The 26,515-nt window shown below is 60.7% G+C and carries 25 protein-coding genes; 16 read left to right on the top strand and 9 right to left on the bottom strand.

Going from position 1 to position 26,515, the window contains the following annotated elements:
• Nucleotides 1–152 precede the first annotated feature (152 nt).
• From folE2 to ACMGF7_RS19060, 5 genes are all read left to right on the top strand, one after another.
• Nucleotides 153–1,079: a GTP cyclohydrolase FolE2 gene (gene folE2 / locus ACMGF7_RS19040; protein ID WP_049239780.1), complete on the top strand. Its 927-nt coding sequence runs from the start codon at nucleotides 153–155 to the stop codon at nucleotides 1,077–1,079.
• Nucleotides 1,069–1,629 carry a carbonate dehydratase gene (locus ACMGF7_RS19045; protein WP_049239781.1) on the top strand — a complete coding sequence of 187 codons (561 nt, stop codon included), beginning with the start codon at nucleotides 1,069–1,071 and terminating at the stop codon, nucleotides 1,627–1,629. The genes folE2 and ACMGF7_RS19045 overlap by 11 nt, the downstream gene beginning before the upstream one ends.
• Before the next feature lie 10 nt (nucleotides 1,630–1,639).
• Nucleotides 1,640–2,827: a zinc metallochaperone GTPase ZigA gene (gene zigA / locus ACMGF7_RS19050; protein WP_015378013.1), complete on the top strand. Its 1,188-nt coding sequence runs from the start codon at nucleotides 1,640–1,642 to the stop codon at nucleotides 2,825–2,827.
• A gap of 379 nt (nucleotides 2,828–3,206) precedes the next feature.
• The gene (locus ACMGF7_RS19055) at nucleotides 3,207–4,172 is read left to right on the top strand and encodes an SDR family NAD(P)-dependent oxidoreductase (protein ID WP_049239782.1); all 966 of its coding nucleotides are present in this window, start codon (nucleotides 3,207–3,209) and stop codon (nucleotides 4,170–4,172) included.
• Between the two features lie 30 nt (nucleotides 4,173–4,202).
• Nucleotides 4,203–5,447 (top strand): MFS transporter, encoded by a 1,245-nt coding sequence (locus ACMGF7_RS19060; protein WP_420286576.1) that lies wholly within the window; start codon nucleotides 4,203–4,205, stop codon nucleotides 5,445–5,447.
• Between the two features lie 35 nt (nucleotides 5,448–5,482).
• Here the strand turns inward: ACMGF7_RS19060 and pspF are convergent, their stop codons facing one another.
• Nucleotides 5,483–6,490, bottom strand: coding sequence for a phage shock protein operon transcriptional activator (gene pspF, locus ACMGF7_RS19065; protein WP_049239784.1), 1,008 nt, complete (start codon nucleotides 6,488–6,490; stop codon nucleotides 5,483–5,485).
• A gap of 184 nt (nucleotides 6,491–6,674) precedes the next feature.
• Between pspF and pspA the strand changes: the two genes are divergently transcribed.
• The 7 genes from pspA (at nucleotide 6,675) to tyrR (ending at nucleotide 12,674) form a co-directional block, all read left to right on the top strand.
• Complete coding sequence (gene pspA / locus ACMGF7_RS19070) at nucleotides 6,675–7,340, top strand: phage shock protein PspA (RefSeq protein WP_004930555.1); 666 nt, start codon at nucleotides 6,675–6,677, stop codon at nucleotides 7,338–7,340.
• Nucleotides 7,341–7,403: 63 nt separating this feature from the next.
• Entirely contained in the window at nucleotides 7,404–7,631 is a 228-nt protein-coding gene (pspB, locus tag ACMGF7_RS19075) for an envelope stress response membrane protein PspB (RefSeq protein WP_004930553.1), read from the top strand.
• Nucleotides 7,631–7,990 (top strand): envelope stress response membrane protein PspC, encoded by a 360-nt coding sequence (gene pspC, locus ACMGF7_RS19080; RefSeq protein ID WP_015378011.1) that lies wholly within the window; start codon nucleotides 7,631–7,633, stop codon nucleotides 7,988–7,990. Before pspB ends, pspC begins: the two co-directional genes overlap by 1 nt.
• Before the next feature lie 96 nt (nucleotides 7,991–8,086).
• Complete coding sequence (gene pspD / locus ACMGF7_RS19085; RefSeq protein WP_031299672.1) at nucleotides 8,087–8,353, top strand: phage shock protein PspD; 267 nt, start codon at nucleotides 8,087–8,089, stop codon at nucleotides 8,351–8,353.
• Nucleotides 8,334–9,731: a YcjX family protein gene (locus tag ACMGF7_RS19090; protein ID WP_038880359.1), complete on the top strand. Its 1,398-nt coding sequence runs from the start codon at nucleotides 8,334–8,336 to the stop codon at nucleotides 9,729–9,731. Before pspD ends, ACMGF7_RS19090 begins: the two co-directional genes overlap by 20 nt.
• Entirely contained in the window at nucleotides 9,728–10,789 is a 1,062-nt protein-coding gene (locus ACMGF7_RS19095; protein ID WP_015378009.1) for a YcjF family protein, read from the top strand. Before ACMGF7_RS19090 ends, ACMGF7_RS19095 begins: the two co-directional genes overlap by 4 nt.
• A 313-nt stretch (nucleotides 10,790–11,102) precedes the next feature.
• Entirely contained in the window at nucleotides 11,103–12,674 is a 1,572-nt protein-coding gene (tyrR, locus tag ACMGF7_RS19100) for a transcriptional regulator TyrR (RefSeq protein ID WP_049239786.1), read from the top strand.
• A gap of 57 nt (nucleotides 12,675–12,731) precedes the next feature.
• Here the strand turns inward: tyrR and tpx are convergent, their stop codons facing one another.
• Nucleotides 12,732–13,235, bottom strand: a complete 504-nt coding sequence (gene tpx / locus ACMGF7_RS19105) for a thiol peroxidase (protein WP_021503794.1) — start codon at nucleotides 13,233–13,235, stop codon at nucleotides 12,732–12,734.
• Nucleotides 13,236–13,460: 225 nt separating this feature from the next.
• On the opposite strand from tpx, the gene ycjG reads away from it, so the two are divergent.
• A complete protein-coding gene (gene ycjG, locus ACMGF7_RS19110; RefSeq protein ID WP_164094907.1) occupies nucleotides 13,461–14,435 on the top strand; it encodes an L-Ala-D/L-Glu epimerase in 975 nt (324 codons plus the stop codon).
• A 3-nt stretch (nucleotides 14,436–14,438) separates the two neighbouring features.
• On the opposite strand, the gene mpaA is transcribed toward ycjG, so the two are convergent.
• Nucleotides 14,439–15,146 carry a murein tripeptide amidase MpaA gene (gene mpaA, locus ACMGF7_RS19115; protein WP_004930517.1) on the bottom strand — a complete coding sequence of 236 codons (708 nt, stop codon included), beginning with the start codon at nucleotides 15,144–15,146 and terminating at the stop codon, nucleotides 14,439–14,441.
• Between the two features lie 206 nt (nucleotides 15,147–15,352).
• Between mpaA and ACMGF7_RS19120 the strand changes: the two genes are divergently transcribed.
• Both ACMGF7_RS19120 and ACMGF7_RS19125 read left to right on the top strand, forming a co-directional pair.
• Nucleotides 15,353–15,703, top strand: a complete 351-nt coding sequence (locus ACMGF7_RS19120) for a hypothetical protein (protein WP_015378006.1) — start codon at nucleotides 15,353–15,355, stop codon at nucleotides 15,701–15,703.
• Nucleotides 15,704–15,876: 173 nt separating this feature from the next.
• Nucleotides 15,877–17,496, top strand: coding sequence for a peptide ABC transporter substrate-binding protein (locus tag ACMGF7_RS19125; protein WP_004930510.1), 1,620 nt, complete (start codon nucleotides 15,877–15,879; stop codon nucleotides 17,494–17,496).
• Between the two features lie 160 nt (nucleotides 17,497–17,656).
• On the opposite strand, the gene ACMGF7_RS19130 is transcribed toward ACMGF7_RS19125, so the two are convergent.
• The 3 genes from ACMGF7_RS19130 to ACMGF7_RS19140 all read right to left on the bottom strand — a co-directional run bounded on the left by ACMGF7_RS19130 (nucleotide 17,657) and on the right by ACMGF7_RS19140 (nucleotide 19,844).
• Complete coding sequence (locus tag ACMGF7_RS19130; protein WP_004930507.1) at nucleotides 17,657–17,905, bottom strand: hypothetical protein; 249 nt, start codon at nucleotides 17,903–17,905, stop codon at nucleotides 17,657–17,659.
• 194 nt (nucleotides 17,906–18,099) lie between these two features.
• The gene (locus ACMGF7_RS19135) at nucleotides 18,100–19,191 is read right to left on the bottom strand and encodes a hypothetical protein (protein WP_164094908.1); all 1,092 of its coding nucleotides are present in this window, start codon (nucleotides 19,189–19,191) and stop codon (nucleotides 18,100–18,102) included.
• Nucleotides 19,143–19,844, bottom strand: a complete 702-nt coding sequence (locus ACMGF7_RS19140; RefSeq protein WP_076741190.1) for a hypothetical protein — start codon at nucleotides 19,842–19,844, stop codon at nucleotides 19,143–19,145. Before ACMGF7_RS19140 ends, ACMGF7_RS19135 begins: the two co-directional genes overlap by 49 nt.
• A gap of 154 nt (nucleotides 19,845–19,998) precedes the next feature.
• On the opposite strand from ACMGF7_RS19140, the gene zntB reads away from it, so the two are divergent.
• On the top strand, nucleotides 19,999–20,982 hold the full coding sequence (gene zntB, locus ACMGF7_RS19145) for a zinc transporter ZntB (protein WP_033643224.1): 984 nt from the start codon (nucleotides 19,999–20,001) through the stop codon (nucleotides 20,980–20,982).
• 218 nt (nucleotides 20,983–21,200) lie between these two features.
• Here zntB and ACMGF7_RS19150 read toward each other — a convergent pair whose 3' ends face one another.
• The 3 genes from ACMGF7_RS19150 to nifJ form a co-directional block, all read right to left on the bottom strand.
• The gene (locus ACMGF7_RS19150; protein ID WP_004930496.1) at nucleotides 21,201–21,599 is read right to left on the bottom strand and encodes a VOC family protein; all 399 of its coding nucleotides are present in this window, start codon (nucleotides 21,597–21,599) and stop codon (nucleotides 21,201–21,203) included.
• Nucleotides 21,600–21,745: 146 nt separating this feature from the next.
• Nucleotides 21,746–22,684, bottom strand: a complete 939-nt coding sequence (gene ttcA / locus ACMGF7_RS19155; protein ID WP_049239791.1) for a tRNA 2-thiocytidine(32) synthetase TtcA — start codon at nucleotides 22,682–22,684, stop codon at nucleotides 21,746–21,748.
• Between the two features lie 229 nt (nucleotides 22,685–22,913).
• Nucleotides 22,914–26,447: a pyruvate:ferredoxin (flavodoxin) oxidoreductase gene (nifJ, locus tag ACMGF7_RS19160; protein ID WP_420286578.1), complete on the bottom strand. Its 3,534-nt coding sequence runs from the start codon at nucleotides 26,445–26,447 to the stop codon at nucleotides 22,914–22,916.
• Nucleotides 26,448–26,515 lie beyond the last annotated feature (68 nt).

Genomic DNA, 26,515 nt, shown 5'->3' on the forward strand with positions numbered 1-26,515 from the left:
CAGCCCAATCCATAGAGCAAAATCGCTGAGTTTTCTGCGACTTGATTAATCAGCCCGTTCAGCGGCAAGAAAAAAGTTTTTTATGTTATGTTATAATATAACAAAATCATGTTACCGTTCCCCGGCAAAGTCACCATAACGCAAGGGGATGTATGAACGAAGTTGCACTTCCACCACGCCGTTCGCTGCCGGACGCTCAGGCATGGCGCGGCGAGATGAGTGATGTCGGGCTCGATTGGGTCGGGATGCAAGGGATCGCGCTGCCGCTGGAGCTGGCCGGCAAGCCATTGATGGCGAAGGTCGACGCCGGTATCAACCTGCGCGCCGAAGCGGCGGGGGAACGCGGCATTCACATGTCGCGGCTGTATCTGGCGCTGGACGAGTTGACGCAGGGAGAGCTGACGCCACAGCGCATCGGTCGGACGTTGCAGGCCTTTTTGGCTTCGCAGCCGGAACACAGCGATCGCGCCAGCCTGACGCTCAGCGGCGAGCTGTTGCTGTCGCGCCCGGCGCTGCTGTCGCCGCAGCGCGGCTGGAAAGCCTATCCGCTGCGCATCGAGGCCACCCTGACGGACACGCTGACGCTGGCGCTGACCGTCGGCGTGCCTTATTCCTCCACCTGCCCGAGTTCAGCGGCGCTCAGCCGCCAGCTGGCGCAGCAACAGTTCCAGTTTGATTTTGAACAGGAGGCGGAGCGGGTCAGCCAGCGGCAGGTGAGCGAGTGGCTGTTGGAGCAGGGAATGCCGGCCACCCCCCACAGCCAGCGCAGCTGGGCCTGGATCACCGTGACGCCCGAGAATGAACGGGCGTTCGAACCGGTGAAACTGATTGACCGCATCGAACACGCGCTGGGCACGCCAGTGCAAACGCTGGTGAAACGCCGCGACGAGCAGGCCTTCGCGCTGGCCAACGGTCAGAACCTGATGTTTTGCGAGGATGCGGCGCGGCGCCTGTACCGCATGCTGCGCAGCCAGTGCGACTACCGCGCTTTCTCGCTGCGCGTTGAACATCAGGAGAGCCTGCATGCCCACAATGCGGTGGCGGAGCTGAGTTGGCGGGGAGAACACCATGCTGCGTAAAAATCCCAGCGGTCATCTGCCGCAGGTCTCGCCGCTGGCCTACATCGATCCCACCGCCATTATTTGCGGTCGGGTGATCGTTGAAGATTTCGTTTACGTCGGCCCGTATGCGGTGATCCGCGCCGACGAGTTGAACGCCGCCGGCGACATGGAGCCGATCGTCATCGGCTCGCACTCCAATATTCAGGATGGCGTGGTGATCCACTCCAAGAGCGGGGCGGCGGTGACCATCGGCCGTTACAGCTCGATCGCCCACCGCGCCATCGTGCACGGCCCGTGTCGCATCGGCGATCGGGTGTTTATCGGTTTCAACAGCGTGCTGTTCAACTGCCACGTTCAGTCCGGCTGCGTGGTGCGCTACAACGCGGTGGTGGACGGCGTGACGCTGCCGGAAAACCGCTATATCCCCTCGACCGAACGCGTGGGGCCGGACAGCGATCTGTCGCGCTATCGCCAGGTCGATCGCGGCGCGCTGCAGTTTTCGGAAGAAGTGGCCGCCACCAACGTCGAACTGGTGCGCGGTTACCAGGCATTACGCAATGAATTTTAATGAGGTCCCCATGAAACAACTTCCCGTGACCGTGCTTTCCGGCTTCCTCGGCGCCGGCAAGACCACGGTGCTGAACCATATCCTGAACAACCGGCAGGGCATGCGCGTGGCGGTGATTGTCAACGACATGAGCGAAGTGAACATTGACGCCGCGCTGGTGGAGAATGAAGTGCATCTCGATCGCCAGGAAGAGAAGCTGGTGGAGATGAGCAACGGCTGCATCTGCTGCACGCTGCGCGAAGACCTGCTGGTGTCGGTGCGCGAACTGGCGCAGGAGGGGCGTTTCGATTACCTGTTGATCGAATCGAGCGGCATCTCGGAGCCGCTGCCGGTGGCGGAAACCTTTACCTTTGAGGATGAAACGGGCGAAAGCCTGTCCCAATTCGCCCGGCTGGATACGCTGGTGACGGTGGTCGACGGGGTGAATTTCATTCAGCAATACCAGCAGGCGCAAAGCCTGCAGGAAGCCGGCCAAAGCCTGGGCGAGGACGATCTGCGCAGCGTGGCGGACCTGTTGATTGAGCAAATTGAATTTTGCGACGTGATCCTGGTCAGCAAGACCGATCTGTTGACGCCAACGCAGCAGGGCGAAGTGATGGCGCTGCTGGCCAGCCTGAATCCCGACGCCCGCATTGTGCCGATCGCGCCGGGCAAACTGCCTCTGGAGGCGGTGCTGAATACCGGCAGCTTCAGCTTTGAAAAGGCGCAGCAGGCGCCCGGCTGGCTGAAAGAGCTGCGCGGCGAACACGTGCCGGAAACGGAAAGCTACGGCATCAGCAGCTTTGTCTATCAGGCGCGGCGGCCGTTTGCGCCGGACAAGTTCTACCGCGTGATCAACGGCGACTGGGGCGGCGGCAAGCTGCTGCGCTCGAAAGGCTTCTTCTGGCTGGCGACGCGGCCGCGGCAGGCCGGGCAGTGGAGCCAGGCCGGCGGCATCGCCCATTACGGCCTGGCGGGCACCTTTTGGCGCGCGATCCCGCAAGATAATTGGCCGCAGGATCCGCAAACGCGGGCGCATATTCAGGAGAAATGGGTGGAGCCGTTCGGCGACATGCGCCAGGAGTTGGTGTTTATCGGCCAGCACTTGCAACAGGCGGCGATCGTGCGTCTGCTGGACGACTGCCTGCTGAACGACGACGAAATGGCCGCTGGCGTGGACTATTGGCTGGACATGGCGGACCCGTTCCCTGAGTGGTAATTGCGCAATCTTCGTGTGGTAATGAGAAAAATTCTCAACAAAGTGCTTTACAGACGATACTGATAACTATTATCATCGCCTGGCAGTTCACGGAAGGCCACAGTTTGCGGCTCTGATGTGGAAGGCACGACATTGCTCACATTGCTTCCAGTGTTTTTTAAGCCAGCTCGGGTGCTGGCTTTTTTTTTGCCTGTCTCAGACCGGAAACCTCGCCTGGCGAGCCGCCATGCTCCACTTTCTTCTTTTTTCGCCGCGTAACCTGGACGATCTCGACAGAAGTTCGGGGTTTCATGCATTCACAGTCCCGTGACGGAATTTCATACTCCTTCTCATCGACGCGCCGGCTGCGTTTGGCCGGCCACTGTTAACCGTGAGGAGCATGCCTGTGATTACCCAACAAACCCCCATCAAGTCAGGATTCGGGCCCAAAACGACCGCCGGTGAGGTGCTCGCGGGCCAGGATCTGTCAGGCACGCTGGCCATCGTCACCGGTGGCCATTCAGGCCTCGGTCTGGAGACGACGCTGGCGCTGGCCGACGCCGGCGCACGGGTTATCGTCGCTTGCCGGGCACCGGCGGCAGCCAAAGCGGTGTTAGGGCAGAGCGCCGGCGTCGAGATCGCCGAACTCGATCTCGCCGATTTGAACAGCGTGCGTCGTTTCGCTGCAGACTTTACCGCATCGAGCCTACGGGCGGATATCGTCATCAACAACGCCGGGGTGATGGCATGCCCGGAGGCGCGGGTGGGGCACGGTTGGGAAAGGCAGTTCGCCACCAACCATCTCGGCCACTATGCGCTGACCAATTTGCTGTGGCCGACCATTGCCGATGGCGGGCGGGTGGTCACTGTCTCCTCCGCCGGGCATCACCATTCGGCGATCCGCTGGGAAGATGTGCAGTTCGAACGCGGTTATGACAAGTGGCTGGCGTACGGTCAGTCGAAGACGGCGAATGCCCTGTTCGCCGTCCGGTTGGATCTTCTGGGCCGCTCGCGGGGGATCCGCGCATTTAGCCTGCATCCGGGCAGCATCGCCACGCCGCTGCAGCGGCACATATCGAGAGCAGAGATGATAGCCCTGGGCTGGATGGACGAAGACGGCAACCCGGCCGATCCCGATGCCCTTAAAACGCCTCAACAGGGGGCTGCTACGCAGGTGTGGGCCGCCACCTCACCGCAGTTGCAGGGATTGGGGGGCCTCTACTGCGAGGATGGCGATATTGCCGGCATAGCCGTCCACGACAGTCAGGCGCTGGTCGGCGTGAAGGAATACGCGATCGACCCGGAACAGGCGCAGCGTCTGTGGGCGCTTTCGGCATCGCTGACCGGCATTGATGCCTTTGCCTGACCAGACCGCTAATCGGATAAGGGGGCGCTTATGATGTCGATGATGAAAGAAAAAAACCTGGCGATATCCAGCATGTTTTTCATGCTGGGGCTGTGTTTCGGCAGTTTGAGTTCAAGGATGGCGACGATCAAGGGAGGGCTTGCGTTGTCTGACGGCGTATTCGGCACCGTCCTGTTCGCCATGTCGGCCGGCGTGGTCGTGTCGCTGCCGATATCGGGATGGGCGATCGCCAAACTCGGCAGCAGGGTGGTCGGCGTTGCGGCTATTCTGATCAACGCCACGCTTTTGCTTCTGGTGCCCTTCGCCGCGACGGTCCCTCAACTGGCGGCGTTGCTGTTTTTCTCCGGGTTCGCTTACAGCGCGGTCAATGTCTCGAACAACATGCAGGCCAGTATCGCCGAGGCGGTCAGCGGTAAAACGAGGTTGCCGTTCTTTCACGGTATATGGGGCGTGGCGGGGTTCGTCGGCGCAGGGATCGGGGCGTTAATGATCGGTCGGGGTGTCGCCTTGCCGCTGCACTTTGCGGGCATAGCGGCGGTGGCTCTGATGTCCGCCTTGTTGTGTCGGCGGGCATTGTTCGACAAACCGGAGCTGGAACAGACTGGGCGCGTTTTCGCCATCCCGGACCGTTCTCTGTTCAACTATGGTCTGATCGTTTTTTGCTCAATGGCTTGTGAGGGCATCATGTATGACTGGAGCGTCGTTTATTTTCAGGACGTCGTCTCGGTCGATCGAAAATACATCGGCCTGGGTTTTACGGTATTTATGGCTGCCATGACGATCGGCCGGCTCATGTTGAACCGGTTCGTGGATCGGAGTGAGAAGAACGTTGCAGTGGGGTGGGATGCTGGCGTTCACCGGCATGACGCTAACGACCTGGTTACCGGGTTTAGTGATGTCGATAATCGGTTTTTTTCTGGTCGGCCTTGGCATTTGCGCCATTATTCCGCTGGTTGCGGGGGCGGCCGCAAGGTCTTCTTCCATGGCGCCAAGCGCCGCCATCGCGGCGGTGCTGACCATCGGCTTTCTGGGTACGCTGATCGGGCCGCCGTTAATCGGGTTCTTATCCGAAACTGTCGGTCTGCGCTATGCCTTTCTGGTCTGCGTCGCGTTGTCGCTCGGCGTCATTTACCGGTCAGGAAAAATACCGCAGTGATCTTGCAAAAAGGTGATTCATCGGCGGGCTATCCGCAGATAGAAGTGACCGTCGGGAAAGGCCGACATCTCCAGGCGGCCGTTCTCAGGCCACATCTCTTAACCTGGGCTAATAGCTGACGGCCGGGAAAGACCGGCACCCAATCCCCGCGTTGCTAATCCTCGTCTTGCTCGCCGTTTTGCAGCAGCGCATGTTTTTTCAGCATGCCGCGTAGCTGATGGTAGGTGAGCCCCAGCAACTGCGCCGCCTTGCGCTGGTTGAATCGCCCTTGCTGCAGCGCTGCTTCGATCAGCGCCTTCTCTTGCTCCAACTGCCAGTTTTTCAGCTCGAGCGGCAGCGACGGCAACACGCCGGCGCCTTCAGGGGCGGGCGCAAGCGGCGTGGCCTCGCGTGGTGCAAACGGGTTGATGACGATCTCATCCAGCGGGTTGTCGCTGTCGCCGTGACGATAGACCGAACGTTCCACCACGTTTTTCAGTTCGCGCACGTTGCCCGGCCAGCCGTAGTTGAGCAACGTCTGCCTGGCGCGTTCGGTAAAGCCGGGAAACAGCGGCAGTGCCAGCTCACGGCACATTTGAATGGCGAAGTGCTCGGCCAGCAGCATGATATCGGGCCGGCGTTGCCGCAGCGGCGGCAACTGCACCACGTCGAACGCCAGCCGATCCAGCAGGTCGGCACGGAACTTGCCCGCCGCCGCCAGCGCCGGCAGATCGTCGTTGGTGGCGCACACCAGGCGCACATCCACCCGCAGCGGCTGGCTGCCGCCCACGCGTTCCAGCTGGCCGTATTCGATCACCCGCAGCAATTTCTCCTGCACCAGCATCGGCGCGGTCGCCAGCTCATCGAGGAACAGCGTGCCGCCGTCGGCGCGCTCGAAGCGGCCCAGATGACGTTTCTGCGCGCCGGTAAAGGCGCCGGCCTCGTGGCCGAACAGCTCGGAGTCCAGTAGGTTTTCATTCAGCGCCGCACAGTTGAGCGAGATGAACGGCCCTTGCCAACGGTTGGAGAGGTAGTGCAGACGATGGGCGATCAGCTCTTTGCCGGTGCCGCGCTCGCCGATCACCAGCACCGGTTTGTTCAGCTTTGCCACCTGGGAGACTTGCTCCAATACTTCGACAAAGGCATTTGCTTCGCCCAACAAATTTTCTGGCTGTTCGTTCATGATGAAATTCGCCAATGTTTGGTGAAAATAATCACTCTACAGCAAGCGCGCAGAGAGTCAAAAATAAAGAGTTGTTGTTTTTCAATAATATAAAAGTTGGCACGGGTTTTGATTATCTCTTTGGGCAAGCTGTACGACTTAACGCGGCGCTTCAGACGCCATCAGAACCAAGAGGAAGTGAATTATGGGTATTTTTTCTCGTTTTGCCGACATCGTGAACGCCAACATCAACACCCTGCTGGACAAGGCGGAAGATCCGCAGAAGCTGGTGCGGTTGATGATCCAAGAGATGGAAGACACGCTGGTTGAAGTCCGTTCTACGTCGGCGCGCGCGCTGGCGGAGAAAAAGCAGTTGCTGCGTCGCATCGAGCAGGGCGAAAGCCAGGTAAGCGACTGGCAGGAAAAAGCCGAGCTGGCGCTGCGCAAAGATAAAGAAGACTTGGCCCGCGCGGCGCTGATCGAAAAACAAAAGGTTGCCGACCTGATCGCCACGCTGACGCAGGAGGTGGCGACCGTAGAAGAAACGCTGGCGCGCATGAAGAGCGAAATCGGCGAGCTGGAAAACAAGCTGACCGAAACCCGCGCGCGGCAGCAGGCGCTGGCGCTGCGCCATCAGGCCGCGTCTTCTTCCCGTGAAGTGCGTCGCCAGCTCGACAGCGGTAAGCTGGACGAGGCGATGGCGCGTTTCGAACAGTTCGAACGCCGCATCGACCACATGGAAGCCGAAGCGGAAAGCATCAGCATCGGTAAAAAGAAGTCGCTGGACCAGGAGTTTGCCGAGCTGAAAGCCGACGACGCCATCAGTGAGCAGCTGGCGGCGCTGAAAGCCAAGATGAACCGCTCAGAGTAAGGCGAACCGCGGCCACACGCCGGAGGTGGCCGCCAATCCAGGACCCGATAAGAAGGAATAACAATGAGTGCTTTATTACTTGCCATTCCGCTGACAATTTTCGTGCTGTTTGTCGCGCCGATTTGGCTTTGGCTGCATTACAGCAATCGGCAACAGACTGGCATCCAGCTGAGTCAGCAAGAAATGCAGCGCCTGGCGCAGCTGGCGGAAGACGCCAAACGCATGCGTGAACGCATTCAGGCGCTGGAAGAGATCCTTGATGCGGAACACCCGAACTGGAGACAGTCCTGATGAGTAATACGCTGGGCAGTAAAAAGCTTTATCGCGTACCCGAAGAAGGCATGGTGAAAGGCGTCTGCGCCGGTTTGGCCCACTATTTCGACGTGCCGGTGCGCCTGATCCGCGTGATGGTGGTGCTGTCGCTGTTCTTTGGGCTGTTCTTCTTCACGCTGGTGGCCTATATCGCGCTGGTGTTCGTGTTGGACGAGGCGCCGGCCAGCCGCTTCGAAGGCGAGCATCAGAAGACGCCGCGCCAGTTGCTCGATCAACTGGAATATGAGCTGGGCAGCGGCGAGCAGCAGCTGCGTCAGGTCGAGCGTTACGTGACGTCCGACACCTTCGGCGTACAGAGCCGTTTCCGCAAGCTGTAACCCTTCTTGCGAGACCCGGCCTGCGCAGGCCGGGCATCTTCGCCGCCGTTATCCCGTGAATGTAACCTTAATCATCTAGTGCCGGAGGGCATTGTCATGAATAAAATCGATGTCGCGAACACCGCCAGAACGGGTGGATTTAAACGAGGAGCGGCGGCAATGTTGAAGACATTGGCTAAAGTCATCATCATAGCGTTATTGAACTATGGCCCGGCGGGCGCTGCCGGCTGGCTGTTGAAGACCGTTGGCCGCAAACCGGTGCGCTTCGTGCTGGCGCTGGTGCTGGAACCGCTGTTCCGTAAAGGCCTGAACAAGGCTTTCGGGCGTTACGTCAAGGAGAGCAATGAAACGACTGCAAAATGAGTTAACCTCGCTGGTCAACCGCGGAATGGATCGCCATCTGCGCCTGGCGGTGACCGGCCTGAGCCGCAGCGGCAAAACCGCCTTTATCACCGCTTTCGTTAACCAACTGCTGCATGTGCACAGCGGCGCGCGCATGCCGCTGTTTTCACCGGTGCGCGAAGAACGCCTGCTGGGCGTTAAACGCATCCCGCAGCGCGATCTCGGCATCCAGCGTTTCACCTATGACGAAGGGCTGGCGCAACTGTACGGCACGCCGCCAGCCTGGCCGACGCCGACGCGCGGCGTCAGCGAAATTCGTCTGGCGTTGCGCTACCGCTCCAACGACTCGCTGCTGCGCCACTTCAAAGACACCTCAACGCTGTACCTGGAGATCGTCGACTATCCCGGCGAATGGTTGCTGGATCTGCCGATGCTCGAACAGGATTACCTGGCCTGGTCGCGCCAGATGACCGGGCTGCTGCAGGGCGAACGCGCCGAATGGGCCAAGCCCTGGCTTGAGCTGTGCAAAGCCTGCGATCCGCTGGCGCCGGCCGACGAAAACCGGCTGGCGGCGATCGCCCAGGCCTACACCGATTATCTGTTGCGTTGCAAGAGCGAAGGGCTGCACTTCATTCAGCCGGGGCGTTTCGTGCTGCCGGGCGACATGGCCGGCGCGCCGGCGCTGCAGTTTTTCCCGTGGCCTGACGTGGCCGCGATCGGCGAGTCGAAGCTGGCGCAGGCCGACAAACACACCAACATCGGCATGTTGCGCGCTCGCTTCAATTACTACTGCCAGTCGATCGTCAAGAACTTCTACAAAGAGCATTTCGTCCGTTTCGATCGGCAAATCGTGCTGGTCGACTGCCTGCAGCCGCTCAACAGCGGCCCGCAGGCGTTCAACGACATGCGTCTGGCGTTGACCCAACTGATGCAGAGCTTCCATTACGGCAAGCGCACGCTGTTTCGCCGCTTGTTCTCGCCGACCATCGACAAACTGATGTTCGCCGCCACCAAAGCGGACCATATCACTGCCGATCAGCACGCCAATCTGGTGTCCTTGCTGCAACAGCTGGTGCAAGAGGCGTGGCAGAATGCGGCGTTCGAAGGCATCAGCATGGATTGCGTCGGCCTGGCCTCGGTGCAGGCGACCGAGAGCGGCATCGTCGATCATCAGGGGCAGCGTATCCCGGCGCTGAAGGGCAACCGCCTCAGCGACGGCGCGCCGCTGACGGTGTTCCCTGGCGAAGTGCCCGCCCGCCTGCCGGGGCCGGCGTTCTGGCAGAGCCAGGGGTTCCACTTCGATGAATTTCGCCCGCGCGCCATGAGCGTGGACAGCCCGTTGCCGCATATCCGTCTGGATGCGGTAATGGAGTTTTTATTGGGAGATAAATTGCGATGAGCGAGCCGATCAAACCGCGTATCGACTTTGACGAGCCGCTGCAGCCGCCGCAGGAACCGGCGTTGCGCGCCGGCGTCGCTTTCGACGCCGAGCAGGCGGAGAGCTTCTTTCCGGCGGCGCCGGAGCTGCAGCAGGAGGAGGAAGAAGGGCGCGCCGAAGGCATCATTAACGCCGCGCTGAAACCTAAACGCAGCCTGTGGCGCAAAATGGTGACCGCCGGGCTGGCGCTGTTCGGCGTCAGCGTGGTGGCGCAGGGCGTGCAGTGGGTGCATACCGCCTGGGTGCAGCAGGACTGGATCGCCATGGGCGGCGGCGTGGCCGGCGGCCTGATCGTGTTCGCTGGCGTCGGTTCGGTGGTCACTGAGTGGCGGCGTTTGTATCGGCTGCGCCAGCGCGCGGAAGAGCGCGACGTGGCGCGCGAGCTGTTGCACAGCCACGGGCTGGGGCAAGGGCGCGAATTCTGCGAGAAGCTGGCGCGCCAGGCCGGGCTGGATCAGGGGCATCCGGCGCTGCAGCGCTGGCAGGCCTCGCTGCATGAAACGCAAAACGATCGTGAAGTGGTGGAGCTGTACGCCAAACTGGTGCAGCCGGTGCTCGACAATCAGGCGCGGCGCGAAATCAGCCGCTCCGCCGCCGAATCGACGCTGATGATTGCCGTCAGCCCGTTGGCGCTGGTGGATATGGCGTTTATCGCCTGGCGCAACATCCGTTTGATTAACCGCATCGCCGCGCTGTACGGCATCGAACTGGGTTACTTCAGCCGCATTCGTCTGTTTCGGCTGGTGCTGCTCAATATCGCTTTCGCCGGCGCTTCCGAGCTGGTGCGCGAAGTGGGGATGGACTGGATGTCGCAGGATCTGGCGGCGCGGCTGTCGGCGCGCGCGGCGCAGGGCATTGGCGCCGGGCTGTTGACCGCGCGGCTGGGCATCAAGGCGATGGAACTGTGCCGCCCGCTGCCGTGGCTGGAAGGGGAAAAACCGAAGCTCGGCGATTTCCGCAGCCAGCTGATTGGCCAGTTGAAAGATACGCTGAAAAAGGGCGACGGCAAGGCCAAATAACCCCGCGACGGCGCTCTCAGGAGCGCCGTTTTCTGAGCGGTGCCGACGCCGGACGTAATCGAGACTTGACGACAGTCGATCCCCCTGTGATTGCGTGATAAATCTCTGCAAAATTAATTATGGTTGTGATAACTCTCTGTTTGTAGGCTAAAATGACGCCGATACTGTTATTCACTTGCGTTTAAAATCAGCAACCACGGCAATAAATCAGAGTTCTGTCAACTTTTGCTGACAGATCGCTTCTACCGCCCGGTGCGAGGGAGTATCATCATCGCTAACGATCCCCGCACTTGCAGAGATAAGGCCAACACTGATGCGTTTGGAAGTATTTTGCGAAGACCGCCTCGGTCTCACTCGAGAATTACTCGATCTTTTGGTATCGCGCAGCATTGACTTACGTGGCATCGAGATCGATCCCATCGGCCGCATTTACCTCAATTTCTCCCAGCTGGAGTTCGATACTTTCCGCGCGTTGATGGCGGAGATCCGCCGCATCGCCGGCGTAACCGACGTGCGCACCGTCAGCTTTATGCCTTCCGAACGCGAGCATCGCGCGCTGCGTGCGCTGCTGGAGTCGATGCCGGAGCCGGTGTTCTCTATCGACATGAAGGGCAAGGTCGAGCTGGCCAACCCGGCGGCGCTGGCGCTGTTCAGCCTGAGCGAAGACAAGATCCGCAACCAGACCGCCGGGGCGCTGATCGGCGGCTATAACTTCAGCCGCTGGCTGGAGAGCGAGCATACGGCGCCGCACTCAGAACGGGTGGTGATCCGCAGCCAGGACTTCCTGATGGACATTACGCCTATCTATCTGGAGGACGAACAGCAACAGCCGGCCGCGGTTGGCGCGGTGGTGATGTTGAAGTCCACCGCGCGCATGGGCCGCCAACTGCAAAATCTGTCGGTGAACGACGATACCGAATTCGACCACATCGTCGCGGTGAGCGCCAAGATGCGTCACGTGCTGGAGCAGGCGCGCAAGCTGGCGATGCTCGATGCGCCGCTGCTGATCGTGGGCGATACCGGCACCGGCAAGGATATTCTGGCCCGCGCCTGCCACCTGCGCAGCCCGCGCGGCAAGCAGCCGTTCCTGGCGCTGAACTGCGCCGCGCTGCCGGATGACGTGGTGGAGAGCGAGCTGTTCGGCCATGCGCCGGGCGCTTATCCCAACGCGCTGGAAGGCAAAAAGGGCTTCTTCGAGCAGGCCAACGGCGGTTCGGTGCTGCTGGATGAGATCGGCGAAATGTCGCCGCGCATGCAGACCAAACTGTTGCGTTTTCTCAATGACGGCACGTTCCGCCGGGTCGGCGAAGAGCATGAGGTGCACGTCGACGTGCGCGTGATCTGCGCCACCCAGAAGAACCTGACCGAGCTGGTGCAGCGCGGCGAATTCCGCGAAGACCTCTATTATCGCCTCAACGTGCTGACCATCACCATCCCGCCGCTGCGCGAACGTCCGCAGGACATCATGCCGCTGACCGAGCTGTTCGTGGCGCGCTTCGCCGATGAGCAGGGCGTGGCGCGGCCCAAGCTGGCGAACGATCTGGGCGGCTTCCTCAGCAAATACGGCTGGCCGGGCAACGTGCGCCAGCTGAAAAACGCCATCTACCGCGCGCTGACGCAAACCGAAGGCTACGAACTGCGGCCGCAGGATATCGTGTTGCCGGAGTTCGAGGTGGAGATGTCGTTGGGCGACGAGGTGCTGGACGGCTCGCTGGACGACATCAGCAAGCGTTTCGAGCGCTCGGTGCTGACGCGCCTGTATCGCACCTATCCCAGCACCCGCAAGCTGGCGAAGCGCCTGGGCGTTTCCCATACCGCCATCGCCAACAAGCTGCGCGAGTATGGCCTGAGCAGCCGTAAAGGCGGCGCCGAGGGCGAAGAATAAGAAAGGCGCCTTGCGGCGCCTTTTGCGTGTTTCCAAAGCCGGCGAACGCCGGCTTTGTTATTTCAGCGCTGCCAGCGCCGCGTCGTAATCCGGCTCGGTGGTGATTTCGTTCACCAGCTCGCTGTACAGCACGTTGTCCTGGCCATCCAGCACCACGACCGCACGCGCGGTCAGGCCCGCCAATGGACCTTCGGCGATTTCAACGCCGTATGCCTGTTTGAACTCGGCGCCGCGCAGGGTGGACAGGGTGATCACGTTGCTCAGGCCTTCCGCGCCGCAGAAACGAGACTGGGCGAACGGCAGATCGGCGGAGATGCACAGTACCACGGTGTTATCCAGGCCGCTGGCCAACTGGTTGAATTTACGCACCGACGTCGCGCAGACGCCGGTATCGATGCTTGGGAAGATGTTCAGGACTTTGCGTTTACCCGCGAAGCTGCTCAGCGCTACGTCTGACAGGTCTTTGGCAACCAGCGAGAAGGCCTTGGCCTGTTCGCCCTGCTGTGGCAGTTTGCCCGCTACGCTGACCGGATTGCCTTGAAAATGTACTGTCTGAGTCATTGCTAGATTCCTTTTACAGGTGTTTATACAAAGGGTATGAACCTGATGGAACGGCGCGCCGACGACGGCTGTTAACATCAGGTTCACACCCTGGCGCCAGTTTATGACAAGCGGGGCGGATTGGATATCAAAGTTTGCTAAATAGTTGTATATATTAGGCTGTTCTATAAAACATCACCGGCGCATCAGCCTGCCTGGATGCGCAGTTTTCGCTCAGGAGCCGTTATGAGAGACATGCGTTTTTACCCGGAAGCCTGGCCGCTGCACACCGCCTTCGTGATCGCGCGCGGCAGCCGCACCGAAGCCCGGGTGGTGGTGGTCGAAATCGAACAGCAGGGCGTGCGCGGCGTCGGCGAATGCACGCCGTATCCGCGCTATGGCGAGAGCGAGGAATCGGTGATGGCGCAGCTGGCTGAGATGGCGCCGGCGATCGCGCAGGGCATCACCCGCGAGCAGCTGCTGACGCAGATGCCGGCGGGCGCGGCCCGCAACGCGCTGGATTCGGCGCTGTGGGATCTGGAGTGTCGTCTCCACGGGCAAAGCCTGTGGCAGCGCAGCGGCGTGACGGCGCCGGCGCAGATCAGCATGGCGCAGACCGTCAGCATCGGCACGCCGGAAGCGATGGCCTTCGCCGCGCGTGAGCTGGAGCGGCAGGGCGCCACGCTGCTGAAGATCAAACTCGACGATCACTATATCAGTGAGCGGCTGGTGGCGATCCGCGCCGCGGTGCCGCAGGCGACGCTGATCGTCGACGCCAATGAATCCTGGCAGGCGGAAGGGCTGGCGGCGCGCTGCCAGCTGCTGGCCGATCTTGGCGTGGCGATGCTGGAGCAGCCGCTGCCGGCCGGTGACGACGCCGCGCTGGAGCACTTTATCCATCCGCTGCCGATCTGCGCCGATGAGAGCTGCCACACCCGTGCCGATCTGCCGCAGCTGGCGCAACGCTATCAGATGGTCAACATCAAACTGGACAAAACCGGCGGCTTGACCGAGGCGCTGGCGCTGGCGCAGGCCGCGCGCGAACAAGGGTTCGCCATCATGCTCGGCTGCATGTTATGTACGTCGCGGGCGATATCCGCCGCCTTGCCGCTGGCGCCGGCGGCGCGCTTCGTCGATCTGGACGGCCCGACCTGGCTGGCGCGAGACGCCGAACCGGGCCTGGCGTTCGAATGCGGGGCGATCGTCGATATCGCCCCGTAGGGATTAATCCGGGTAGGTCAACAGCTCGGTCATCGCGTCGATGTAACGCTCGCTGGCGGCATCGGCGGAGATCGGCGGGAATTCGGCGGTGATGCACGGCAGCGACAGATCCGCGCACCAACTGCCGAACGAACCGGGCGTTTCATAGCCGACGCTGGTCACCAGCGGGAGTTCGAACTTGTGCGACAGCCAAACGCCGAGCCGCGAGCTGGCGGGATCTTCGATGCAGGCCAGCGGCTCATGGAACGACACCACCCAATGCGGCTTCAGGCGATGGATCAGATGACACAGCGCCTGGGTTTCCGGTTCGGAGCCGGGGCGCCCGCCGGTGGAGAGCCTGACGTCGCGCACCGGCGCCGCGCTGTTCCAGCGGTAGACGGTGTCGCCGGAGCGCCAGTTGGCGGCCGGGAAGTTGCGGTTCAGATCGACGCCGTTGGCATTGGCGCGCAGCCCCAGCTGACAGCCGTCGGGGTTGACCGCCAGCACCACGTGGTGGCGCAACTGTTCGGGGGCGATGCTGCGTAGCGCGCAGGACAGAGTTACGATGGCGGCGCTCTCATCGCCGTGGGTGCCGGCGATGATCAGCCCGGTCTGCGGGCCGCTGACCGCCGCCGGGAAATAGAGCAGCGGTGCGCCCAGCAGCGAGCTGCCGTAGTTCTCTCCTGCGATGGCCAACTGGCCACGTTCACTGCGTGGTCGATGTTCGGTCATGGTGTTGTCCCTGAGTTAAAGGCCGAGAGTCATTGTCATTTTATTCAGTGTATTACGCTTTGAGACATCTTTCCCATCGCAATTGTGCGGCGTTTGCGCGATCTGTGATGCGGTAGCGGCGAAAACGCCAATTAAACCGCACCTGGCCTGAGGCTGTTGTTATACTAACGGCAGAGCTAAGCCAATCACCCGCAAGAGGATTTAACATGCCAGTAGCCAGAATCATCGCCAGCTATAGCGAAAATGAAAATGACACCATCACGCTGCTGTGCGGCGTAGACGCTGAAAACCAGATCCGTCAGGGGGAATGGTTCGGCGTGGTGAAAAATGACGACGGGCGCGGGGACGAATCGAACTATCCGTTCACCCTGCATATCGATTACCAGAAAGATGCCTTCTATCTCGACTACGGCTACGACGACGCGGATGCGCGTCAGCTGCAAAAAACCGATATCTCGGCCCGTCCGCTGGCCGAGAAAGGCTTTTTCACCGTGTTCGATGAAGAAGAGGGCGAAGAGTTCAGCTACCGCATCAACAGCATCCACCTGTACGACTGACGGTCGCTGCCGCAATCCCACCCGTGCCGCCCTGCGCCGCACGGGTTTTTTATCGCCTGAATCGCACTTTTTGCAACTTCTCGCCCGTGAGCGCTAGGCCGGACGGATCTTGTGCTATATGATAAAAAATTCAGATGGTTAACGGGGGACAAATCATAATGACGGGAAAAATAATGCAACGGGGTTTTCGTTTGGCGCTCTGCGCGGCGGCGATCGGCGCCTGTATGAGCAGCGCCATGGCGGCGCAGGTTCCCCCGGGCACCGCGCTGGCGGACAAACAGGAAATCGTGCGCCACATTAAAGACGAACCGGCCTCGCTCGATCCGATCAAAGCGGTGGGCTTGCCGGAGGCGCAGCTGGCGCGCGATCTGTTCGAAGGGCTGGTCAATCAGGACGCCAACGGCAAAGTGATCCCCGGCGTCGCCACCCGCTGGCAGACCAGCGACAACCAGACTTATATCTTCCATCTGCGTAAAGACGCGCGCTGGTCAAACGGTGACCCTGTCACTGCTAAGGATTTCGTCTACAGCTGGCAACGGCTGGTAGAGCCGAAAAACCTGTCGCCGTTCGCCTGGTTCGCCCAACTGGCGGGGATCCAGAACGCCGAGCAGATCATCAGCGGCAAGCTGCCGGCCGATCGCTTGGGCGTGTCGGCGCCCGATGACTACACGCTCAAGGTGCAGCTGGATAAGCCGGTGCCGTACTTCGTCAGCCTGACGGCCAATTTCAGCCTGTTCCCGGTGAATAAGGCGGTGGTGGAAAAATACGGCAACGACTGGACCAAGGTCGGCAATCTGGTGGGCAACGGCGCGTTCAAACTGCAGGAGCGGGTGGTGAATGAGAAGCTGGTGCTGACGCCTAACGACCATTACTGGGATCATGCGCGCACCGTGCTGACCAAAGTGACCTTCGTGCCGATCAACCAGGAATCCAACGCCACCAAGCGTTACCTGGCGGGTGACATCGACATCACCGAATCCTTCCCGAAAAACATGTATCAGAAGCTGCTGAAAGACATTCCGGGGCAGGTGTACACCCCGGATCAGCTCGGCACCTATTACTACGCGTTCAACACCCAGCGCGCGCCGACCAACGATGTGCGGGTGCGTCAGGCCTTGTCCTACGCCATCGATCGCAAGATTATCGCGGAAAAAGTGTTGGGCACCGGCGAAAAACCGGCCTACCACTTTACGCCGGACGTGACCGCCGGGTTCAAACCGGAAGCGAGCTTGCTGCAACAGCAATCGCAGGCGGAGCTGGACGCGCAGGCCAAAGCGTTGCTGCAGGCGGCCGGTTACGGCCCGAACAACCCGCTGAAGCTGACGCTGCTGTATAACACCTCGGAAAGCCACCAGAAGATCGCCATCGCCGTGGCCTCGATGTGGAAGAAAAAGCTGGGGATTGACGTCAAGTTGCAAAACCAAGAGTGGAAAACTTACATCGACAGCCGCAATACCGGCAATTTCGATGTGATCCGCGCCTCCTGGGTGGGTGACTATAACGAGGCGTCGACCTTCCTGTCGCTGCTGACCTCCACCCACAGCGGCAATATCGCCAAGTTCAAGAATGCGGACTACGACAAGCTGCTGGCGCAGGCGGGGCGGGAAACCAATCCGGCGGCGGTGACCGCCGATTACAACAAGATGGAACAGATCATTGCCGATCAGGCGCCGATCGCGCCGATATATCAATACACCAATGGCCGCCTGATCAAACCGTGGGTAAAAGGCTACCCGATCACCAATCCGGAAGACGTGGCCTATAGCCAAACGATGTATATTATAAAACACTGAGTGGGCTTATTTATCGCCCCCGCGCAATGCGGGGGCGGTATTTTTTCTCGGCGGCGAAACTACGAGGCTAATTAATTTTCCCACGCGATAAACCCCGTTTAATAATAAACAGGGTTGCCATCATCACATTAATATTGTCTATTTCAGAGCGCGGTTACGCTTACAGACAGTCCCGCATGGCGTCCACCACTACGCGGCCGCTCATATCGGTCTGAGTAATGCGGTAGCTGGTGGGATAAGAACGACGGGTACTGAAACGATCGTGGACGGAGACCTTGCCAATCTGCAGGCCGGCGGCGTTTTTCACCACGAACTCACTGATCTCTTCCTGGCCCTGGTTTTGCAAATGAATATTGCTGATTTTTTCCAGCGTATCGCTGGCGTTTATTTTTAAATGGTCGCGTAACATAACTACCTCCTCGTAGTGAGAAAAGTATATGCCCCTAAAATTTGCGCTGAAACAGCTTTGTGTTGATTTATTATTATCATTTTGAATTAAAATTGATAGCAATATGTTAAGTCATAATAATAACGGCATTACCAGCGCTTTATCGGTGATATTGTCTGATTTATCGGCAAGGGTTTATTTCATTGCCGTTATTATTAGTCTGCATTAATGGGAAACAGCGCGTGCCTGGCCGCCGGAGCCGGAAAGACGCAGGCGACGTTGTGCCCACAGCCGGGTACGATCGTTAACCGATGCGGTTTGTCCGGCGCCAGATAACGTCGGTCATAGTCGGCATAGGCCAGGGCGCGCTGCAGCCGATAGGGACCCTGTAGCTGGGCGGCGCAGGACTTGTCGAGTATCCGATAGTAGGCGCCCGGCGCGGTGCCGGTATCATCGGCGGCGGCCAGATAGGTGATATCGGCGGCGGCGTAGCGCCGGCGGGCCGCGTCGGCGGTGCGCTGTAGGTGAGCGGGAAACGTTTCCAGGCCGTATTTCCAGCGGTTGGCCTGTGGACACTGTCCGGCGTCCGGCGTTTGCCAGCGGAAGCGGCAGGTTGTTTCACTGCCGCAGTTTCCCCAGCTTGTGGGCAGAGGGCGCAGGCGATCAAAATAGAGCCAGCTGCCGGGATCGGCCACCACATAGCGCAGACGCACTCCGCTTGGCGGGTTGGCGAAGCCGACATAATGCTGCACGAATTGGGCGCCGGCGGAAAAACCGGCCACGGTGATCGACTGCAGCGACGGCCAACGCCGTTTCAGATCGGCCAGCAGGTTATCCATGGCGTTGAACGAGCCGGTTTTCCCGCCATTATCCAAACCGCCTGCGATCCACGAGCCGCAGCGCCAGAGAGCGTCACCGTCTTGCGGCTGGGGCAGACCGGCGGAATGGCAGCGGGCGGCGAGTTTCACCGGCACCTGGAACAGCGGAGCGACCAGCAAGCTGTTGTCTCCCGCTCCCTGCGCGGCATCGATCGCCGCTTGCAACGTCTTGGCGGCGTCGCGTGGATGCCCGTGCATCACCACCAGCGCGGTACGCGGCTGGGGGGATCGAGCGCGAGCGACAAAATAAGGCAGGGAACCCGCCGCCGTCGGCGCGTGGTAGGGCGTGGCGAGACGTTCTAACACCGGCTCTGCGCGAACCGATTGGCCGAACAGCAGCAGGGTGGCCATGGCGATGCCGCGCAGACGGCGCAGCCTCGTCAGGTTCGGCGCAGTACCGTGCGCATTTGTCTCAGGACTTCCCGGCATCGTTGTTCCTCACGCGCGCGTTGATAGTAGCGATAAAAGGCGCGTTCCGAACTGAGGTTACCCGCGCGTGCCAACTGCCTGAAGGTCAGGAATGCCAGGCTGAACATAATCATAATAAATAATAGGCCGGGGAACAGCAGCTGCCAGCCGTCGGTGATGCGTGCATTAGGCAGATAGCGGAGTGAATGGGGCGTAATCAATACCCCAAACTGCTGCAGCCCCCATTGAGTCAAAGCGGGGAACAGCACCAGCAGCGTAACGAACACCAAATACAGCAAAAAATAGCGGCAGGAAAGCAGGAAACGTTTGAAAGCGTTATTGGCGCTTGGCCGCAACACGAAGCCAGCGGGCGTGGCGCGCAAGATTTGCTGACGGCCACCGGTGAAGCGATAGCGTTCCAGCGCCGCTACGCTGTCCGGTAACGCCAACAGCAGCTGCAGCGCAGTGAGGCTGGCGCTGCTGTTGCCGATATAGTCGCGAAAGCGCAACAGGCGTATGGGGGCGCTTTGGGGCTTCTCGACGGATTCGAGCAGGTTTAGCAGCTTATCGTGGTTTTCCCGCCGAATGCGGAAGGGCGTTTTGACGAGGGCGAAAAACATCGCGCCAAAGGCGCCTACGGTGGGTACGACGATGTCCAGAAAAGTTTTTAGCATGGCGATCTCCTGCGGTTCTCCGTTCGTTCCTTGCGGCAGAAGTATAGATCACGTTTATGGGACAACGAGAAAACTGGCGTTACAGCTTGGTCTTTGATCTCCAAGGCGTTAACGCTAGACTCAGCAACATAAGCAAGACTGAGGGGATAAATGAATGGATGTGATTGAGGGGAGCGAGCTGCAGGTCGCCGACGCGGTTTACGCCTACCAGCTGGATGGCAAGGGCGGCGTCACGCCGATCGAGCGGGATGACAAGATCACCTGCGACGCGCCTTGCTGGCTGCATCTTGATTACGCGCACCCGGCCAGCGCCGAATGGCTGAGCACCACGCCGCTGCTGCCGGACTCGGTGCGCGAAGCGCTCTCCGGCGAAAGCTCACGGCCGCGCGTCAGCCGCCAGGGCGAAGGCACCATGATCACGCTGCGCAGCATCAACTTTAACGCCAACTCACGGCCGGACCAGTTGGTCACCATTCGCGTGTACATCACCGATAAACTGATTATCTCCACGCGGCACCGCAAGGTGTATTCCATCGATCAGGTGGTGAATGATTTGCAAAGCGGCGCCGGGCCGACCAACAGCGGCAACTGGCTGGTGGAGATTTCCGATGCGTTGACCGATCACACCAGCGAATTCATTGAGGATCTGCACGACAAGATTATCGATCTGGAGGACGCCTTGCTGGAACAGCAGGTGCCGGAGCGTGGCCAGCTGGCGCTGATCCGTAAACAGCTGATCGTGCTGCGCCGTTACATGGCGCCGCAGCGTGACGTTTTCGCACGGCTGGCCAGCGATCGCCTGCCGTGGATGAGCGACGACGATCGCCGCCGCATGCAGGACATCGCGGATCGCCTGGGGCGCGGGTTGGACGATCTGGACGGCAGCATCGCGCGCACCGCCATTTTGTCCGACGAAATTACCACGGTGATGGCCGACGCGATGAACCGTCGCACTTACACCATGTCGCTGTTGGCGATGGTATTTCTGCCGACCACCTTCCTGACCGGGCTGTTTGGCGTCAACCTTGGCGGTATTCCGGGCGGCGGTAATCCTTTCGGTTTCGCGGCATTTTGCCTGATGCTGGTCGGATTGGTGCTTGGCGTCGCCTGGTGGTTGAAGCGCAGCCGCTGGCTGTAGGCAAAAATGACGAAAACCCGGTTAACATTGAGCAATATCAACATTTAGCCGGGGTAAATGGGGCATGATCTCTCTCGCAGGTGAATGCAACGTCAAGCGATGGGCGTTGCGCTCCATAATTGTCTTACTTTCTTATTTTTGAATTACTGCATAGCACATTTGATTCGTACAATGCCGGTTTAATCACCGGCATTTTTTTATTCGGCTTTCCTTCTTCTTCAGGCCGCGCTTTCATCCCAGAAGCTGGCTTCAATCTTGTGCCCATCCAAATCACGGACAAAGCAGCCGTAGTAAGCCTCGCCGTAATGCGGCCGCGAACCGGGCGCGCCTTCATCGACGGCGCCGGCCAGCAGCGCCTGGCGATGGAATTCATCCACCTGTTGCTTACTGGTAGCGAAAAAACCGACGTGCGTGCCATTGCCGGGCGAGGCCGGCCGGCCGTCGATCGGCACCTGCAGCCAAAACTCCGGGTAGTCGCGGCCGTAACCAATGGCGCCGGGATGCTCCAGCACGCGTCGGCAACCCAAAGCGGCCAGCGCACGATCGTAAAAGGCGGCGGCGGCCTCGAAATCGTTGGAGCCCAGCGAGACGTGGGACAGGCAGGGGGTGATGTTCATTGCGCGATCTCCATATGACTGTATAAATAAACAGTATAGGGTAAAAACGGCACTGCCCAGTAAATTTTGCGCAAACTGTGAACAGGATCGAGATCGTCGGGAAAGGGAAATGTCGCCGCTCGCAGGATGGCAAGCGGCGAGGGGGCTTATTTGATTTCCAGCACGTTCAAACGCTCTGGCGCTGGCGCCGCGTCGTCCGCGTCTTCCGGCTGCCAGCCGACCGGCTGCATCGGGATGTCTTCGCGATCGAAGGCCAAATCGCCGCCGTCCACCACCGCGCTGCCGTGGTGAATGCCTTTGAAATCGAACAGGTTGATATCGCTCAGGTGCGAAGGCACCACGTTCTGCATGGCGCTGAACATGGTTTCCAACCGGCCTGGGTAACGCTTGTCCCAGTCGCGCAGCATGTCGCCGATCACCTGGCGCTGCAGATTAGGCTGCGAGCCACACAGATTGCATGGAATGATCGGGAACGCTTTGGCGATCGAGAAACGCTCGATGTCTTTCTCGCGGCAATAGGCCAGCGGGCGGATGACCACGTGTTTGCCGTCGTCGCTCATCAGCTTGGGCGGCATGCCTTTCATCTTGCCGCCGTAGAACATGTTGAGGAACAGCGTCTGCAGAATGTCGTCGCGGTGGTGGCCCAGAGCGATCTTGGTGGCGCCCAGTTCGGTGGCGGTGCGGTACAGAATGCCGCGGCGCAGGCGCGAACACAGCGAACACGTGGTTTTCCCTTCCGGGATCTTGTCTTTAACGATGCTGTAGGTGTTTTCTTCGACGATCTTGTACTCCACCCCCAGGCTTTCCAGATAGGCGGGCAGAATGTGCTCCGGGAAGCCGGGCTGTTTCTGATCGAGGTTCACCGCCACCAGCGAGAAGTTGACTGGCGCGCTTTGCTGCAGATTGCGCAGGATCTCCAGCATGGTGTAGCTGTCTTTGCCGCCGGACAGACAGACCATGATGCGGTCGCCTTCTTCAATCATATTGAAATCGGCGATCGCTTCGCCCACGTTGCGGCGCAGGCGCTTTTGCAATTTGTTCAGGTTGTACTGCTCTTTTTGGCTAACGGATTGCTTTTCTGACATTTAAATCGTGCTCATTCTCAATGGGGGGCACTAGGGGCATGGCGTTATAGACCGCGAGTTTACCATTCAACCGGCCGATTTTGATCATTATTCATCATCCAGCCGCCACGCACCCGACGCGAGGCCTGTATGGTACGGATTGCGCGCCGGAATGCCAGCAGGTTTTGTTGCTGCGATTTACGTCGGCGGTAAAAGAACAGGGCGCGAATCGCTCGCGCCCTGAGGGAGGTTACTCAGCGGCGGACTTTTCCGCCTTGCCGGCCAGCAGGCTGAGGAAATCGTACTTCTCCTTCAGCTCTTTCTCGGCGGTCTGATACAGCGCGCTGGCCACCTCCGGCTGCTGCGCGTTCAGGCGACGGAAACGCTGCTCGTTCAGCAGTGTTTCAGCCAGGCTGCTGTTCGGCGGGCGCGAATCCAGCGCCAATGCGGCCTTGCCCTCGGCGCTGCGGCGCGGATCGAAGCGGTACAGCGGCCAGAAACCGGTGGCGGTCAGCTGTTTCATCTGATCGTGGCTGAGCGCCAGATCGTAGCCGTGCTCTTCGCACGGGCTGTAGGCGATGATCAGCGATGGCCCCGGATAGGCCTCGGCCTCCTGAATCGCTTTCACCGTCTGGTTGAGCTGCGCCCCCAGCGAAATCTGCGCGACGTAGACATGGCCGTACATCATCATACTGACGCCCAGATCCTTGCGCGCCTTGCGCTTGCCGTGCTCGCCGAACTTGGTCACCGCGCCCAGCGGCGTGGCCTTCGACTGCTGGCCGCCGGTGTTGGAGTAGCACTGGGTGTCGAGCACCAGCACGTTGACGTTCTCCGTCAGGCTGAGCACGTGATCCAAACCGCCGAAGCCGATGTCGTAGGCCCAGCCGTCACCGCCGATCAGCCAGATCGATTTATCCACCAGGTAGTCGGCGTCCGCCGCCAGCTGGCGCGCATCTTCGCCTTCGAAACTCGCCAACAGCGTTCGCAGTTCGGCGATTTGCTTGCGGCGCGGCTCCGGCGCTACGTCGGCCATCTGCAGGGCGTTGACCAATTGCTCCGGCAGCTGCGGCGCCAGTGCGTTCAGCAGACGCAGCACTCGCGCGCGATGTTGATCGACCGTCAGGCGGAAGCCCAGGCCGAATTCGGCGTTGTCTTCGAACAGCGAGTTGGCCCACGCCGGTCCGCGCCCTTCGGCGTTGGTGGTGTACGGCGTGGTCGGCAGGTTGCCACCGTAGATCGACGAACAGCCGGTGGCGTTGGCGATCAGCAAGCGGTCACCATAGAGCTGGGTCAACAGCTTGATGTACGGCGTTTCGCCGCAGCCTGAGCAGGCGCCGGAGTACTCGAACAGCGGCGTGATCAGCTGCGAGGTGCGAATGTCGATGCGCTCCAGCTGCGCCGGATCGATTTCCGGCAACTGCAGGAAGAAATCATAGTTGTCTTTCTCCGCCGCCAGATTATCGAGGCGCGACGCCATGTTGATGGCCTTGATTTCCGGGTTCTGGCGATCTTTCGCCGGGCAGACCTCGACGCACAGGTTACAGCCGGTGCAATCTTCCGGCGCTACCTGCAGCACGTATTTCTGGCCGCGCATATCGCGCGCTTTCACATCCAGAGACTGCAGAGAGGCGGGGGCGTGTTCCATCTCCGCCGGCTGCACCACCTTGGCGCGAATGGCGGAGTGCGGGCAGGCGGCGACGCAGTGGTTGCACTGGGTGCACAGGTCGGGCTGCCAGATCGGGATCGCTTCGGCGATGTTGCGCTTTTCCCACTGGGTGGTGCCCACCGGCCAGGTGCCGTCCGGCGGGAAGGCGGAAACCGGCAGCGCATCACCCAGCCCGGCCAGCATCGCGGCGGTAACGGTTTTGACGAAGTCCGGCGCGGCGTCCGACACCACCGGCGGGCGCATCGGGCTGCTGGCGTCGACCGGCTGCAGCGGGATCTCGGTCAGCGCGGCGCGGGTGGCGCCCAGCGCCTGCCAGTTGCGCTCGACGATCTCCTGGCCCTTGCTGCTGTAGCTGCGGGCGATGGCGTCCTGCAGCTGTTGCAGCGCCACGTCGCTCGGCAGGATCTGCGTCAGGTGGAAGAACGCCATCTGCATTACGGTGTTGATGCGCGCGCCGAGCCGGCATTCGCGCGCCAGCTTGGCGGCGTTGATGATATAGAAACGCGCCTGGCGTTGGTGCAACAGCGCCTGAACCTCCTGCGGCAGGCGCGACCAGACCTCATCGGCGCCGTAAGGGGTATTGAGCAGGAAGGTGCCGCCGGGCTTCAGGCGTTCGACCATCTGGTACTTATCGATAAACTGCAGTTGGTGGCAGCCGACGAAGTCCGCGTGGCTGACCAGGTAGGCCGAATTGATCGGCTGCTCGCTGACGCGCAGATGCGACACCGTCAGGCCGCCGGCCTTTTTAGAGTCGTAGACGAAATAGCCCTGGGCATACAGCGGCGTGGCGTTGCCGATGATTTTGATGTTGTTCTTGGTGGCCGAGACCGAGCCGTCGCTGCCCAAACCGTAGAACAGCGCCTCCAGCGAAGCGCGCTGCGGCAGGATTTCGTCGCTCAGCGGCAGCGAAAGCCCGGTGACGTCATCGAAGATGCCGACGGTGAAACGCGGGCGCGGCTGCGGCTGCGCCAGCTCGCGGAACACCGCCAGCGCGCAGTCCGGGCCGAACTCTTTCGACGACAGGCCGTAACGGCCGCCGATCACCCGCGGCAGCGTGGCGCGCTCCCCCCGGCTGTAGGCTTCCGCCAGCGCGGTCATCACGTCCAGATACAGCGGCTCGGCCAGCGCGCCCGGCTCTTTGGTGCGATCGAGCACCGCGACGCTGCGCACGCTGTCCGGCAGCGCGCCGAGCAGATGCTGGGCGGAGAACGGCCGGAACAGCCGCACCTTCAGCACGCCGACTTTCTCGCCGCGGGTCAGCAGGGTGTCGATCACTTCTTCGCAGGTGCCGGCGGCGGAACCCATCACCACCACCACGCGTTCGGCCTGCGGGTGGCCGTAATAGTCGAACGGCCGATAGCGGCGGCCGGTGAGGGCGGCGAAGGCTTCCATGGCGTCGATCACGTGTTGGCCGGTGGCGTCATACCACGGGTTGGTGGCTTCGCGCGACTGGAAATAGGTGTCCGGGTTGGCGGAAGTGCCGCGCACCACCGGGTGATCCGGCGACAGCGCCCGGCTGCGGTGCGCGTCGATCGCCGCCTGCGGCAGCATCTGCCGCAGCGTATCGTCGCTCAGCGGCACAATCTTGTTGATCTCGTGCGAGGTGCGGAAACCGTCGAAGAAATGGATAAACGGCACGCGCGCGTTGAGGGTGGCGGTCTGCGAGATCAGCGCGAAGTCCTGCGCCTCCTGCACGTTGCCGGCACACAGCATGGCGCAGCCGGTTTGGCGCACCGCCATCACGTCCGAATGGTCGCCGAAGATGGACAGCGCGTGCGTGGCCACGGTGCGCGCGGCGACGTGCAGCACGAACGGCGTCAGCTCGCCGGCCAGTTTGTACAGCGTGGGGATCATCAGCAGCAGGCCCTGCGATGAAGTGAACGAGGTCGACAGCGCGCCGGTTTGCAAGGCGCCGTGCACGGTGGCGATCGCGCCGCCTTCCGACTGCATTTCCACCACCCGCGGAATATCGCCCCAGATGTTTTGCCGGCCATCGCCGGACCAGGCATCAGCCTGCTCCGCCATGGTGGAGCTTGGCGTTATAGGGTAGATGGCAATCACTTCGTTGGTGCGATAGGCCACGGAAGCGACTGCATTATTACCATCTGTAGTTATCATCGGCGTTACCTTTTCATTGCTCACAAAGCCGCGAAAGCGCACTTTCGCAGTAATGGAAAAAAGTCTAA

This window comes from Serratia sp. BNK-17 (assembly GCF_048684935.1).
Lineage (GTDB): Bacteria > Pseudomonadota > Gammaproteobacteria > Enterobacterales > Enterobacteriaceae > Serratia > Serratia nematodiphila.